Origin of the sequence: Pseudomonas sp. Tn43 (assembly GCF_014192635.1) — a bacterium.
Taxonomy (GTDB): Bacteria; Pseudomonadota; Gammaproteobacteria; order Pseudomonadales; family Pseudomonadaceae; genus Aquipseudomonas.
Genome location: NZ_JACHYG010000003.1, coordinates 189,215 through 203,192 on the forward strand (window position 1 = coordinate 189,215; position 13,978 = coordinate 203,192).

The 13,978-nt window shown below is 60.0% G+C and carries 10 protein-coding genes; 4 read left to right on the forward strand and 6 right to left on the reverse strand.

The window, feature by feature from the left end; genetic code table 11:
* Positions 1-11 precede the first annotated feature (11 nt).
* Complete coding sequence (locus FHW68_RS09400) at positions 12-1,346, reverse strand: dicarboxylate/amino acid:cation symporter (RefSeq protein ID WP_183680122.1); 1,335 nt, start codon at positions 1,344-1,346, stop codon at positions 12-14.
* 340 nt (positions 1,347-1,686) lie between these two features.
* Between FHW68_RS09400 and FHW68_RS09405 the strand changes: the two genes are divergently transcribed.
* Entirely contained in the window at positions 1,687-2,700 is a 1,014-nt protein-coding gene (locus FHW68_RS09405) for an AraC family transcriptional regulator (protein WP_095634369.1), read from the forward strand.
* A gap of 314 nt (positions 2,701-3,014) precedes the next feature.
* Here FHW68_RS09405 and FHW68_RS09410 read toward each other — a convergent pair whose 3' ends face one another.
* The 3 genes from FHW68_RS09410 to FHW68_RS09420 all read right to left on the reverse strand — a co-directional run bounded on the left by FHW68_RS09410 (position 3,015) and on the right by FHW68_RS09420 (position 5,867).
* Positions 3,015-4,361, reverse strand: a complete 1,347-nt coding sequence (locus FHW68_RS09410; RefSeq protein ID WP_183680124.1) for an ATP-binding protein — start codon at positions 4,359-4,361, stop codon at positions 3,015-3,017.
* Positions 4,358-5,035, reverse strand: coding sequence for a response regulator (locus tag FHW68_RS09415; protein ID WP_095634367.1), 678 nt, complete (start codon positions 5,033-5,035; stop codon positions 4,358-4,360). The genes FHW68_RS09410 and FHW68_RS09415 overlap by 4 nt, the downstream gene beginning before the upstream one ends.
* Positions 5,036-5,264: 229 nt before the next feature.
* Positions 5,265-5,867, reverse strand: coding sequence for a hypothetical protein (locus FHW68_RS09420; protein WP_183680126.1), 603 nt, complete (start codon positions 5,865-5,867; stop codon positions 5,265-5,267).
* Between the two features lie 145 nt (positions 5,868-6,012).
* On the opposite strand from FHW68_RS09420, the gene FHW68_RS09425 reads away from it, so the two are divergent.
* The gene (locus FHW68_RS09425; RefSeq protein ID WP_183680128.1) at positions 6,013-6,804 is read left to right on the forward strand and encodes a dienelactone hydrolase family protein; all 792 of its coding nucleotides are present in this window, start codon (positions 6,013-6,015) and stop codon (positions 6,802-6,804) included.
* Positions 6,805-6,971: 167 nt separating this feature from the next.
* Positions 6,972-7,697 (forward strand): 4'-phosphopantetheinyl transferase, encoded by a 726-nt coding sequence (locus tag FHW68_RS09430; RefSeq protein WP_221217087.1) that lies wholly within the window; start codon positions 6,972-6,974, stop codon positions 7,695-7,697.
* A 155-nt stretch (positions 7,698-7,852) separates the two neighbouring features.
* On the opposite strand, the gene FHW68_RS09435 is transcribed toward FHW68_RS09430, so the two are convergent.
* Positions 7,853-9,463 (reverse strand): ATP-binding protein, encoded by a 1,611-nt coding sequence (locus FHW68_RS09435; RefSeq protein WP_095634363.1) that lies wholly within the window; start codon positions 9,461-9,463, stop codon positions 7,853-7,855.
* Positions 9,460-10,182: a response regulator gene (locus tag FHW68_RS09440; protein WP_095634362.1), complete on the reverse strand. Its 723-nt coding sequence runs from the start codon at positions 10,180-10,182 to the stop codon at positions 9,460-9,462. Before FHW68_RS09440 ends, FHW68_RS09435 begins: the two co-directional genes overlap by 4 nt.
* Before the next feature lie 735 nt (positions 10,183-10,917).
* Here FHW68_RS09440 and FHW68_RS09445 point away from each other — a divergent pair.
* Positions 10,918-13,812 (forward strand): ribonucleoside-diphosphate reductase subunit alpha, encoded by a 2,895-nt coding sequence (locus tag FHW68_RS09445; protein WP_095634361.1) that lies wholly within the window; start codon positions 10,918-10,920, stop codon positions 13,810-13,812.
* The last annotated feature ends 166 nt before the right edge of the window (positions 13,813-13,978 follow it).

Sequence of the window (13,978 nt, forward strand, 5' to 3'; positions counted from 1 at the left end):
CAATGAAGCGCTTACTTGAGGCTAGCCGGAGCCGGGCCTTCGGCCACGCCCAGGTCGTCTACTTCACGCTCATCGGAGATACCACGACCGCCGGAAGCCAGCTCGGTTTGCAGCGTGTCTTCATCCAGCTCTTTGACCCACTTGGCGACCACGATGGTAGCCACGGCGTTACCCACAAGGTTGGTCAGCGCACGGGCTTCGGACATGAAGCGGTCGATACCCAGGATCAGCGCCAGGCCGGCAACCGGCAAGTGGCCGACGGCAGACAGGGTAGCGGCCAGCACGATGAAGCCACTGCCGGTCACGCCCGCAGCGCCTTTGGAGGACAACAGCAGCACCAGCAGCAAGGTGATCTGGGCAGTGAGGTCCATCGGCGTATCAGTCGCCTGAGCGATGAACACCGCCGCCATGGTCAGGTAGATCGAGGTACCGTCGAGGTTGAACGAGTAGCCCGTCGGGATCACCAGACCCACAACCGATTTCTGCGCACCCAGGCGTTCCATCTTGATCAACATGCGTGGCAGCGCGGATTCCGAAGAGGAAGTGCCCAGCACGATCAGCAGTTCTTCACGGATGTAGCGAATCAGTTTGATCACGCTGAAACCGTGCGCGCGGCAGATGGCGCCCAGGACCAGAACCACGAACAGAATGCAGGTGATGTAGAAGCAGATCATCAGCTGACCGAGTTGCACCAGCGAACCGACACCGTAGGCACCGATGGTGAAAGCCATCGCACCGAACGCGCCGACTGGAGCGAGCTTCATGATCATGTTGATGATGTTGAACATCACGTGAGCGAAGCGATCGATGAAATCCAGCACCGGTTTGCCGTAGGCACCCAGGCGATGCAGGGCGAAACCGAAGATCACCGAGAACATCAGCACTTGCAGGATGTCGCCGTTGGCGAAGGCGCCGACGATGGTGTTCGGGATCACGTTGAGGACGAAAGCAATGATGCTCTGGTCTTTACCGGCGGAGATGAAGCCAGCGATTTTGCTGGTGTCCAGGGTCGTCACGTCGATGTGCATGCCGGCACCCGGTTGCACGACGTTGACCACGATCAGACCGATCAGCAAGGCAATGGTGGAGACGATTTCGAAGTACAGCAGCGCATAGCCACCGGTCTTGCCGACCGATTTCATGTTCTGCATGCCGGCGATACCACTGACGACGGTACAGAAGATGATGGGCGCGATGACCATTTTGATCAGTTTGATGAACCCGTCACCCAGCGGTTTGAGGGCTACACCGGTCTGCGGGTAGAAGTGACCGAGCAGGATGCCGATAGCGATGGCAACGATCACCTGGAAGTACAGGGATTTATACAGTGGCTGACGAGTCGTCATTGCAAAGTTCCTCAAGAGTGCCTCAGTAGCAACATCCATCTGTTGCCCCTGACATCTCAATTGCGAACCCTCCTGCACTGGAGGGATTTGTTTTGTCGAGCTGCACGCCGGCAGACCTCTGCGGCTTGTATCGCAAGCGTCGTGCCACCTTCGAAAAAAAACCCGCCAGCCTTGTGACATCAAGGGTTACAGGTTTTTTGGGGTCACTGCCCCGTCACAACGATGTGGCGGATTTCCGCCCGCCAGCCGAACCTCGTCCTGCAATTTGGCGGATATCCGCCTTGTTCATTCTCGACAGGCACCGCTACCATCCATTGCTCAATGGATGGACCTGCCCCCTATGCGCGAACGCACCATCGCCAGTCATTTCGCCCGCGCCGCCCTCGGTGGCGCGCGTCGGCGTGGCTACGACTATTCAAGTTTGTTGCAGCAACTGGGGATCAGCCCCGAGTTGCTCGAGGAGCCGCGCGCCCGAATCGCACCCGAGCAGTTCGCCCGATTGATCCAGGGTCTATGGCTGGCTCTGGATGATGAATACCTGGGCTTCGGGCATGCGCCGAGCAAACCCGGCAGCTTCGCGATGATGTGCCACGCGGTGATTCACTGCCGCACCCTGGAGAAAGCGCTCAATCGCGGACTATTGTTTTACAGCCTGTTCCCCGGCGCGCCGCGTCTGACGCTGAGCCGCGAAGGCGAGATGGTTCGCCTGAGCCTGGACGATTCGCCATTGTGGGACCCGGACCATTTCCTCAGCGAAAGCCTGTTGGTGATCTGGCATCGGTTCGGCAGTTGGCTGATCGGCCAGCGCATTCGTCTGGAGCAGGCCACGTTCAGCTACCCCAGGCCCGAACACGGGGCCGAATACGACTTGCTGTTTTCCTGCCCGCTGAGCTTTGCCGACGCAAAAAGCACGACGGCGCAAAGCAGCCTGCTGTTTCACAGTCGCTACCTGAACATGCCGCTGTTGCAGGACGAACGAACCCTCAAGCACTTTCTCGAGCGCTCCCCCGCCGACCTGCTATCGCGCCCCGACGAAGGCGACAGCCTGAGCAGCCAGTTGCGGCGCTTGCTCAGCCGCGACAGTGCTCGCTGGCCGGACCTGGAAGCCGTGGCCGCGCACCTGCATATCAGCCCGCAAACCTTGCGCCGGCATTTGCGCGAAGAAGGCACGAGTTTTCAGGAATTGAAGGATCAGTTGCGGCGGGACATTGCGATTTATCACCTGGGGCGCGCGGATCTGTCGTTGCAACAGATTGCCGAACAGTTGGGGTTTTCCGAGCCGTCGGCGTTTCACCGGGCGTTCAAGAAATGGACGGGGTTGACGCCGGGGGCCTATCGGGCCCAAGAGCTTTAAGATGATCGTTCCCACGCTCTGCGATGATCGTTCCCACGCTCCGCGTGGGAATGCAGCCCGGGACGCTCCGCGTCCCTTCCAGAGCCGAACGCGGAGCGTCCGTTGAGGCATTCCCACGCAGAGCGTGGGAACGATCGGTTGCAGGTTCTTCGTTAGCCTCGCGGGTCGAGGTTGTTTAAACACCACTGTTTATGATCGTTCCCACGCTCCGCGTGGGAATGCAGCCCGGGACGCTCCGCGTCCCTTCAGAGCTGGAACGCGGAGCGTCCCTTGAGGCATTCCCACGCGGAGCGTGGGAACGATCAGTGACAGGTTCAACCCCCCGGAAAATGAACCCGGAACGCCGCCCCACCCATTGGCGAATCCCCCAGCGTCAGCTTCGCGCTGTAGCTCTCGATGATGTCCTTGACCACCGCCAACCCGATCCCCTGCCCCGGATGCTGGCGATCCAGCCGTTCGCCCCGCTGCAGAATCCGCGCGCGCTGATCCGGTGGCACGCCCGGCCCATCATCTTCGACGCACAACTCAATGCCGCCGAGGGTTTCGCGCACGCTGATGCGCACTTCGGCGAGGCACAGGCGATAGGCGTTTTCCAGCAGGTTGCCCATCATTTCCAGCAAGGCACCTTGCTCGATCGGCATATAACATTGATCGGGCAGATCGAAAGCGACTCGCACCTGTTTGTCGCGGTAGACCTTGTCCAGGGTGTCGCAGAGGCTTTGCAACACTGGGCGCAGGCGCACCTGATGACGCACCAGGCCGCTTTTGCGCAGGCTGGCGCGTTGCAGTTGATAGCTGATTTGCTGGCTCATGCGTTCGATCTGGGTTTGCAGCACCCAGGCCTGGTCGCGCTCTTGCGGCTTTTGCGCCATGTCTTCGCCGACCCCTTGCAACACCGTCAGCGGAGTTTTCAGGCTGTGGGCCAGGTCGTCGAGGGAATCGCGATAACGGCTGCGCTGCTCGCGTTCGCTGTGCAACAAACGGTTGAGCGAGCCGGTCAGGCGCAACAATTCACGCGGGTGTTGTTCGCTGAGGCTTTCCCGGGTGCCGCTTTCGATCTGGTCCAGCTCCTGGCTCAGCCGGCGCAACGCCTGCAAGCCCCAGGTCAGACCGATCCACAGCAAGGCGAGCAACACCAGCAAAGCCGCACCAAAGCCCAGATAAAGGTTTTCCCGCAGGCCTTCGACGGTGATTTCGTATTCGCGCACCGGTTGCAACGCGACAATGCTGAACGCTGCGCTTTGGCCGCCGAGCAGTTTGACCTCGACGTCATAGACGAAGAACTCTTCCCCGTTGGCTTCGCGAATCCTTGCGAACTCGTTACCGCGTCCGTCGTAACGCGGTTTGTAGTTGATCTTCTCTTCCTGGGTAGCCTTCGAGCGCCAGACCAGGTGACCTTCGCGGTCATAGATGTAGCCGAGCAAACGGCTGTCGGTAAGGTTGAAGCGTTCGTCGGGCAGTTGCGCCGGCATCTGCAAGCGGTTGTTATTCACCCGGGCAGCAGAGATCAGCGTGGTGACGTCCGACGCCAGGCGCTGCTCGATAGAGTCCTGCAAGGCCAGGCTGAACGCGCCCTGCATCGCCGGCAGCAGCGCCAGCATGAATAAAACCGCCAGGAGGGTGGCGGCGAGCATCAACCGGACGCGAAGGGAACGAATCAAGTGCAGCGCTCGTTAAACAGGTAGCCAAGGCCACGCACGGTATCGATTGGCTTGAAGCCGGCCGGGCCTTCGAGTTTGCGGCGCAAGCGGCCGACCAGCACTTCGATCACATTCGGATCGCGCTCGCCGTCATCCGGATAGAGCTGTTCCATCAAGCGGTCCTTGGCCACCACTTGCTGGTGATGGCGCATCAGGTACTCGAGGATCCGGTACTCGTACGCGGTCAGCGCCAACGGTTGTTCATCGAGGCAGGCCTGTTTGCGATTGAGGTCCAGCAACAGCGGCCCGGCGATGATGGTCGACTGGGTGAAACCGCTGGAGCGGCGCAGCAAGGCATTGAGGCGAGCGTCCAACTCCTCGAACTGGAACGGCTTGACCACGTAGTCATCGGCACCGGCGGCGAGGCCTTCGACCTTGTCTTGCCAGTTGCCACGCGCGGTGAGGATCAGGATCGGAAAGGTTTTGCCCCGGGAGCGCAATTGACGAATCAGGTCGAGCCCGCCCATGCCCGGCAGGCCGAGGTCGATCACCGCCAGGTCATGGTTGAACTGCCCGGCCTGGTACAACGCTTCCTCGGCGTTGGCCACGGATTCGACCACATGGCCGCTATCGGTCAGGCGGGTTTGCAGGTGATGGCGCAACAGCGCTTCATCTTCGACGACCAGCAATTTCATAACGCTCTCCTGGGCAAATCAACATCTCCAAAGGCGCAACATATGCAAAGGCACAGCACCTCAATGGCTGACAGGGCGACGCCAGCAATCAAGCCGCAGAACCTGTGGGAGCGGGCTTGCCCGCGATAGCGATCGGTCTGACACATCAATGGTGAATGTGTTGCCGTCATCGCGGGCAAGCCCGCTCCCACAGGTTGTGCGGCTTAACCGACTGGCCGCCAAACACTTTTTAGAAAGCGTAGTTGGCGGACAGGTAAGTCTGGGCGCTGCTGGTCAAGTCCAGCGAACCCTGTTTGCTGCCGCCGCGCTCACTCATCTCGGTGCTGGCGTTGCTGCGCAGGTAACGGTAACCCAGCTCGACCGAGGTGTTTTGCGAAACTTGCTGCAATACACCGACCTGGCCGCCAATGGCGTAACCGATGTCGCTGTCGCGGCTGAAGCCTGGCGAATCCTGGGTCAGCTTGGTCAAACCGGCCGTGGCACCGCCAAACAATTGGGTGCTGCCGCCCACCGGGTAGAACAGATCGTAGCTGCCCAGCAGGTTTTCCTGACGCAGTTTAATGCCATTGTGCGAGCCCGATACATTGTCGTAAGTGGCGTAGTAGCGGCCCTTGCTGTCTTGCTGGCCCAGACGCACGCCCCAGGTGTTGTCCTTGCCAATCACACCATCGGCATTCGGGTGGTTGAGATTGTCGTTCAGGGCGCTGGATTTTTTAACCTTGTCGCTGGTCTGGCCAAAGCTCAGGCCGGCGAAATTGGTGGTGTCGGCGTGGGCTGCCACACTGGCGCCCAGCATGGTGAAAGCCAGAAGCAGTTTTTTAAAAGTAGTCATTGGGGTTTCCTCATGAGCTATGTGCTTTTTGGGTACGGGGCAAGGTTACTGCCCCCTCCCTGTACGGCCCCTGAACGCACACTGAACCTGAGCTGAATCAAATCGACTACGCTGTCCTGACGATTCTTAATATGGAGATTTGATCATGCGTGTGTTCCTCGCCCTCGTGTTACTGGCTCTGAGCGGGGTCAGCCAGGCCGCCATCCAGACCCAGGAAATTCCCTACCAGAGTGCCGACGGCACCAAGCTGATCGGCTATTACGCCTACGACGACGCCATCAAAGGCCCGCGCCCGGGCGTGGTGGTGGTGCATGAGTGGTGGGGCCTCAACGATTACGCCAAGCGCCGCGCCCGTGATCTGGCTGGTCTGGGCTATAGCGCGCTGGCGATCGACATGTTTGGCGACGGCAAGAACACCGAACATGCCAAGGACGCCATGGCCTTCATGCAAGCGGCATTGAAGGACAGCGCAGCGGCCAGCGCACGGTTTCAGGCCGGGCTCGACCTGCTGAAGAAACAACCGCAGACCGATCCGGACAAACTGGCGGCCATCGGTTATTGCTTCGGCGGCAAGGTGGTGCTGGATGCGGCGCGTCGAGGTGTGCCGCTGGCGGGCGTGGTGAGTTTCCACGGCGCGCTGGTGACCAATACGCCAGCGACGCCTGGCAGCGTGAAGGCGAAAATCCTGGTGGAGCATGGCGATCTGGACAGCATGGTCACCGCGGAAAACGTGGCGGCGTTCAAAGCGGAAATGGACAAGGCCGGTGCCGACTACAAATTCGTCACCCTCGAAGGCGCCAAGCATGGGTTCAGCAATCCGGAGGCGGATCGTCTGAGCCATGGCGACCACGGCGGGCCGGACATTGGTTACAGCAAGACCGCCGATGATAAGTCTTGGGCGGACATGCAGGCGTTTTTCAAGAAGATATTTGGCTGACACGATGATCGTTCCCACGGTCCCCGTGGGAATGCCGCCCGGGACGCTCCGCGTCCCTTCGACGGTGTGACGCAGAGCGTCACCGGATGCGTTCCCACGCAGAGCGTGGGAACGATCAAGCGCTCAGCCACTACCCAGCCTCAAGGCAACCCGGCAAAATGCCCGTCATGAATCCCGTCCCCGCCCTACCCGTCTGCTGCACCCCACTCGACGCTCATTGGCCGCTGCCGTTTGTGCTGGCCGATACCGTCCTGTTGGGCACCCACTTCGATACCAGGCAACTGGCCAGTGATGATTTCCAGCGCAGCGCCATCGAGCCGCCTGCGAGCATTCAGCGTTCAGTAGCCAAGCGCCAGGCCGAGTTTCTCGCCGGGCGAGTCTGCGCCCGGGCGGCGTTGCAACAACTGGAGGGGCTGAGCTTCATTCCCGCCATCGGCGAAGACCGCGCCCCGGTATGGCCGGCGCACATCACTGGTTCAATCACCCACAGCACCGGCCGGGCCGCAGCGATTGTCGCGAATAAAGCCCATTGGCGTGGCTTGGGAATGGACCTGGAAAACCTGCTCGACGCAGAGCGTGCCGAACGCCTGGCCGGGGAAATTCTCACCGGGCCTGAGATGCAGCGCATGGCTGCTGGTGCTCGCGATCAATTGGCAATGCTGGTGACGTTGACGTTTTCAGTGAAGGAGAGTCTGTTCAAGGCGCTCTACCCTATTGTGCAGAAGCGCTTTTATTTCGAACACGCCGAAGTGCTGGAGTGGAGCGCGGGCGGTGAAGTGCGGTTGCGGTTACTGACTGACCTGTCCGGTGAATGGCGTAGCGGCACTGAGCTGGACGCGCAATTTGCGGTGATGGATGGGCAGTTGTTGAGCCTGGTCAGCATCAAGGCCTGAAGCCCTGTAGCAGCTGGCGAAGCCTGCGTTCGGCTGCAAAGCAGTCGTAAATCCTGAGCACGCGATTTGCCTGAAACACCGCGGATGTTTGGTTTGACGACTGCTTCGCAGCCGAACGCAGGCTTCGCCAGCTGCTACAGGTCATATGCCCAACCTCACCGCCGCTCCTGATTCCTCGGCCAGCTCAAACTGAAACAGGCCCCGCCCAGGCTTTTGCTCTTGCCGATCAATGCTCGCCCGTCATGCCAATGGATGATTCGCCGCACGATCGATAACCCCAACCCATGCCCGCCCGAGGCACGGGTGCGGCTGTCATCGAGGCGCAGGAACGGGGTGAAGATTTTCTCCCAGGCCGTTTCCGGCACGCCCGGCCCATCATCCTCGACATCGACCCGACAGCGCTGCTGGCCGACCTGATAACTGACGGTCACCCGTGAATGGGCGTGGCGCATGGCGTTGCTCACCAGGTTCTGCAACGCCCGGTGCAGGTAGCGTGGCTCGGCCTCGACCCAGGCGTCGTCGCAATCGGCAGCCGACAGGCACAAACCGCGCTGCACCGTGACCTCGGCGCGCAGTGGCGCCAGTTCTTCGATCACCTGATTGACCAACGCATCCAGATCGATCCGCTGAAAATTCAGCGCCGGTGAGCCCTGCTCCAGCCGCGCATAGGTGAGCATCTCATCGACCAGCCGATCGAGGTCCTCGATGTCGTGGTCCATCCCTTCGCGGTATTTTTCCAGCGCCTCAGGCGTGGTGGCCGAGCCGATCATCTCCAGGCCAAACCGCAAGCGCGCCACCGGCGTGCGCAGTTCATGGGACACGGCGCGCACCAGTTCTCGCTGAATCGCCAACAATTGCTGCAAGTGCTCGGCCATGCCGTTGAACGCCGAGGCCAGACGCCCTACCGAGTCCGCGCCGCGGGCCGGTACGCGGGTTTCCAGGCTGCCCTTGGCGATGCGTGTGGCGGCGGCTTCCAGCCCGCGCAAACGGCGCTCCAGCTGACGCACCAACAGATAGACAATCAAACCGATCAGGCTCAGGCCGAGGGCCGCGATCAGCACCAGCCACTCGGGCGGGTAAGGATTCATCTGATACAGCGGGCCGATTTCCAGCACCCACGGCGTACCGACCATGCCGGCGAACACCCGGATCGAATCCCCTCCCTTGCCTAGCGCCATCACCGTGTCGCCTTCGGATACGCGCCGGCTCTGGTCTTCGTCCATGTCGGCCTGATCGATCGTGACCAGCTTCAGGTCAAAACCGAAACCCTTCTCTTCCTTCAATTGCGCCAGACGTTTGGGCTGCTCGGCCACCGGGAAGCGCACCAGTTCATCGGCCAACAGGTAAATGGTCGCTCGCGCCAGTTGCTCGCTGATCTGCTGGACTTCCCCGGTGAGCACCAGTTGTTCCTTGTCGCTGACCAAGCGGTAAACCTTCGCCGCGTGCGGCCCGGTCTGCTCCACCAAGACCTGGCCGCGCAGTACACGGGTGCGCTGGGTCAGGTCGAGACCGGTCTGGGGGAATGTCTTGAGCGCCAATGGAATCCCGAGCAAGCGCTCCCACACCAGCAAGGCCCGGTGACGCTCGGTTTCGTTCATCGGTTGCAGGTTGTCGGCCATCAACGAGAACGTGCCGTGGGCCAGACGCTCGCGGTATTGCTCGCTGCGCACCTGATTGAGCAGGTGCAAGGCCAGCACGCCAAGCACGGCCACCAGAATCAGCGCCGCGCACATGCCGCCGTAGATGCGCAGGAAGATCGAGTTCACAGCGACAAATCTGCGCAGGCTTCAGGAACGAACAGATAGCCTTTGCTGCGGATGGTTTTGATCAGTCGCGGATGCTCCGGGTCATCGCCGATCTTCGGGCGGATGCGTGAGATGCGCACGTCGATGGAGCGGTCCTGGCCGTCATAACCGATCCCGCGCAGCGCGGTGAAAATCTCTTCGCGCGACAGAATACGCCCGGCGTTGGCCACCAGCAGCCAGAGCAAATCGAACTCGGCGCTGGTCAACTCGATGCCTTTGTCATGCAGCCAGGCTTCGCGCAACGCGTTGTCCACCACCAACGGACCGAATTGCAGACGGCGTTGTTTTTCCGGCGCGGTTTCAGGGGGTTCACTGCGCCGCAACAAGGCCTGGATGCGCGCCAGCAGTAAACGCGGACGCACCGGTTTGCACACGTAGTCGTCGGCGCCGAGGTCGAGGCCAAGGATTTGATCGGTGTCATCGGTGCGCGCGGTGAGCATCAGGATCGGGCCGTCATACTTGTCGCGAACCTTGCGGCAAATGCTCAGGCCGTCTTCGCCCGGGAGCATCAGGTCGAGGATCACCAGGTCCGGTTTCTCCTTGATGATGCGGGCCGCGGCGAGGGCGCCGTTGCCCTCGATCGACACACGCAGGCCATTGGCTTCCAGGTAGTCGCGAGTCAGTTCGGCCAGACGCTGGTCATCCTCGACAATCAATACCTGCCAGACTTCTTGCTCCACGGTGACCTCTGCTTGCCAACATCACTTAAAGGAAGGATCCGCCCGTCTTTTTGTAATGATTGGGGAGGATAAGAATGCATCTGCATTGGCCGATTGTATAAACGGCGCACGTCTGGAACACAAGCAGGTAAATGCGTTCGGACACAGCGGTTTTTTGTGATAGGGTTCGCGCCCTTAAAAATTCGCTTGAGCGTTTTCGATCATTGAAAATTGATGAAAAATAGTCCGCTCCAGCAGCGTCGCGGCTTACACGCTGATTCCACCTTTCACTCACAATTTACGCACAGGTTTATCCACAGGTAGTACGTTGCAACACCCCCAAAAACGCACTATCTTGTAGCCCGCGTGAAAAAAAACCCTACATATGGGGTTTTTCACTAAAAAACCCAAACACGAATCAGACAAGAAACTCAAGTATTTTCTTGCTTCCAACGGGTTGAACCAAACGTATTTTCGAAAGACCAAACCGCACCTGCGGATGGCTGCTGTTTTTCACACCGAAATGGCGAAAACGGTACGGGTGTTGCAGTCCTCAAACTGCCCCCGACAGGAACTCCGGTCTCAGGCCCAAGGCGTGAGACCAAAGACTTCGGCATGGAAGCGGCATCAATAGCCTTCTTCCTACTGTCCCGAAGTTGTTATGTCCGGCGCTCGCCGGTTGTAGTGCTTCAGGACGGAACGGTGGGCATCGTTATGGTGCCCAAACAAACATAGAGAATGTGGAGACAACCCCCCATGCAAACCGACACAACTCGCGAGAACCCGCAGGGCACCTTGCCGCAGGCCGCCGATTCGACTTCGGATCTGTCCGCCACCGCGCCTGGCCAGCTGCGCGTGATCAAGCGAAACGGGACTGTCGTTCCTTACACCGATGACAAAATCACCGTCGCCATCACCAAAGCGTTTCTTGCAGTTGAAGGCGGCACCGCTGCCGCTTCGTCGCGCATCCACGACACCGTTGCCCGCCTGACCGAACAAGTCACCGCCACCTTCAAGCGTCGCATGCCATCGGGCGGCACCATCCACATCGAAGAAATCCAGGACCAGGTCGAACTGGCCCTGATGCGTGCCGGCGAGCAGAAAGTGGCCCGCGACTACGTGATCTACCGCGACGCCCGTTCCAAGGAGCGTGCTGTACGTGCCCCTGCCGAGGACGCGGTACAGGCTCACCCGTCGATCCGCATCACCCGCGCCGATGGCAGCCTTGCACCTCTGGACATGGGTCGTCTGAACACCATCGTCACCGAAGCGTGCGAAGGCCTGGAAGAAGTCGACGGCGACCTGATCCAGCGCGAAACCCTGAAGAACCTGTACGACGGCGTGGCCCTGACCGACGTCAACACCGCCCTGGTGATGACCGCCCGTACGCTGGTCGAGCGTGAGCCGAACTACTCGTTCGTGACCGCCCGCCTGCTGATGGACACCCTGCGTGCCGAAGGCCTGAACTTCCTGGGCGTCGCCGAGAGCGCGACTCACCACGAAATGGTCGACCTGTACGCCAAGGCGCTGCCGGCGTACATCGCCAAAGGTATCGAATTCGAATTGCTGAACCCGGTTCTGGCGTCCTTCGACCTGGAAAAACTCGGCAAGGCCATCAACCACGAGCGCGATCAGCAGTTCACGTACCTGGGCCTGCAAACCCTGTACGACCGTTACTTCATCCACAAGGATGGCGTGCGTTTCGAACTGCCGCAGATTTTCTTCATGCGCGTGGCCATGGGCCTGGCAATCGAAGAGAAGAACAAGGAAGACCGTGCGATCGAGTTCTACAACCTGTTGTCGTCCTTCGACTACATGTCCTCGACCCCGACCCTGTTCAACGCCGGTACTTTGCGTCCACAGCTGTCGAGCTGCTACCTGACCACCGTGCCGGATGACCTGTCGGGCATCTACCACGCGATCCACGACAACGCCATGCTGTCGAAATTCGCGGGTGGCCTGGGCAACGACTGGACACCGGTTCGTGCGCTGGGCTCGTACATCAAGGGCACCAACGGCAAATCCCAGGGCGTTGTACCGTTCCTGAAAGTGGTGAACGACACCGCCGTCGCCGTCAACCAGGGTGGCAAGCGCAAAGGCGCTGTCTGTGCCTACCTGGAAACCTGGCACATGGACATCGAAGAGTTCATCGAACTGCGCAAGAACACCGGTGATGATCGTCGTCGTACCCACGACATGAACACCGCCAACTGGATCCCTGACCTGTTCATGAAGCGCGTCTTCGATGATGGCCCGTGGACCCTGTTCTCGCCATCCGAAGTTCCGGACCTGCACGACTTGACCGGCAAGGCTTTCGAAGAGCGTTACGAGTACTACGAAGCCCTGTCCCAGTACCCAGGCAAGATCAAGCTGTTCAAGACCATTCAGGCCAAAGACCTGTGGCGCAAAATGCTGTCCATGCTGTTTGAAACCGGTCACCCATGGCTGACTTTCAAAGACCCGTGCAACCTGCGCAGCCCGCAGCAGCACGTGGGCGTGGTTCACAGCTCGAACCTGTGCACCGAGATCACCTTGAACACCAACAAGGACGAGATCGCCGTTTGCAACCTGGGCTCGATCAACCTGCCGAACCACATCGTGGGCGGCAAGCTGGACACCGCCAAGCTGCAACGCACTGTGAACACCGCTGTTCGCATGCTCGATAACGTTATCGACATCAACTACTACTCGGTGCCACAAGCGAAGAACTCCAACTTCAAGCACCGTCCGGTCGGTCTGGGCATCATGGGCTTCCAGGACGCTTTGTACCTGCAGCACATCCCTTACGGTTCCGACGCCGCCGTCGAGTTCGCCGACAAGTCGATGGAAGCGGTCAGCTACTACGCGATCCAGGCATCCTGCGACCTGGCCGACGAGCGCGGCGCCTACGAGACGTTCCAGGGTTCGCTGTGGTCCAAAGGCATCCTGCCGCTGGATTCGCAACAGATCCTGATCGAGCAGCGTGGCCAGAAGTACATCGACGTCGACCTGAACGAAACCCTGGATTGGGCACCGGTTCGCGCCCGTGTACAGAAAGGTATTCGTAACTCCAACATCATGGCCATCGCACCGACCGCGACCATCGCCAACATCACTGGCGTGTCGCAGTCGATCGAACCGACTTATCAGAACCTCTACGTGAAATCGAACCTGTCGGGCGAATTCACCGTGATCAACCCGTACCTGGTTCGCGACCTGAAGGCTCGCGGTCTGTGGGACTCGGTCATGATCAACGACCTGAAGTACTACGACGGTTCGGTACAACAGATCGAGCGCATCCCGCAAGAACTCAAAGAGTTGTATGCGACTGCATTCGAAGTGGACACCAAGTGGATCGTTGACGCGGCCAGCCGTCGTCAGAAGTGGATCGACCAGGCTCAATCGCTGAACCTGTACATCGCCGGCGCTTCGGGCAAGAAGCTGGACGTGACCTACCGCATGGCCTGGTACCGTGGTCTGAAAACCACCTACTACCTCCGTGCCCTGGCCGCAACCAGCACCGAGAAGTCGACCATCAACACCGGTAAGCTGAACGCTGTTTCCAGCGGCGGCAACCACGGCGACGACTCGGTCCTGGCAGCCCCTGCCGGCCCTGCTCCAGTGCCGAAGGCGTGCGCCATCGACGAGCCGGATTGCGAAGCTTGCCAATAAGCTGAGTCGGTGAGCGCTGAAAGGCGCTGACCTCGATAACCCCCGATGAGCCTCTGGCTGGTCGGGGGTTTTCTTTTGCCTGCTTTAAGTCAAAAAATCGCAGCCTCTTAAGATCAAAAGATCGCAGCCTCGCTTCGCTCGACAGCTCCTACAGGGATCAACGTAG

Coding starts and splice junctions, on each gene's coding strand:
- FHW68_RS09400 (WP_183680122.1), bottom strand. CDS start 1,346: ATGACGACTCGTCAGCCACTGTATAAATCCCTGTACTTCCAGGTGATC.
- FHW68_RS09405 (WP_095634369.1), top strand. CDS start 1,687: ATGCGCGAACGCACCATCGCCAGTCATTTCGCCCGCGCCGCCCTCGGT.
- FHW68_RS09415 (WP_095634367.1), bottom strand. CDS start 5,035: ATGAAATTGCTGGTCGTCGAAGATGAAGCGCTGTTGCGCCATCACCTG.
- FHW68_RS09420 (WP_183680126.1), bottom strand. CDS start 5,867: ATGACTACTTTTAAAAAACTGCTTCTGGCTTTCACCATGCTGGGCGCC.
- FHW68_RS09425 (WP_183680128.1), top strand. CDS start 6,013: ATGCGTGTGTTCCTCGCCCTCGTGTTACTGGCTCTGAGCGGGGTCAGC.
- FHW68_RS09430 (WP_221217087.1), top strand. CDS start 6,972: ATGAATCCCGTCCCCGCCCTACCCGTCTGCTGCACCCCACTCGACGCT.
- FHW68_RS09445 (WP_095634361.1), top strand. CDS start 10,918: ATGCAAACCGACACAACTCGCGAGAACCCGCAGGGCACCTTGCCGCAG.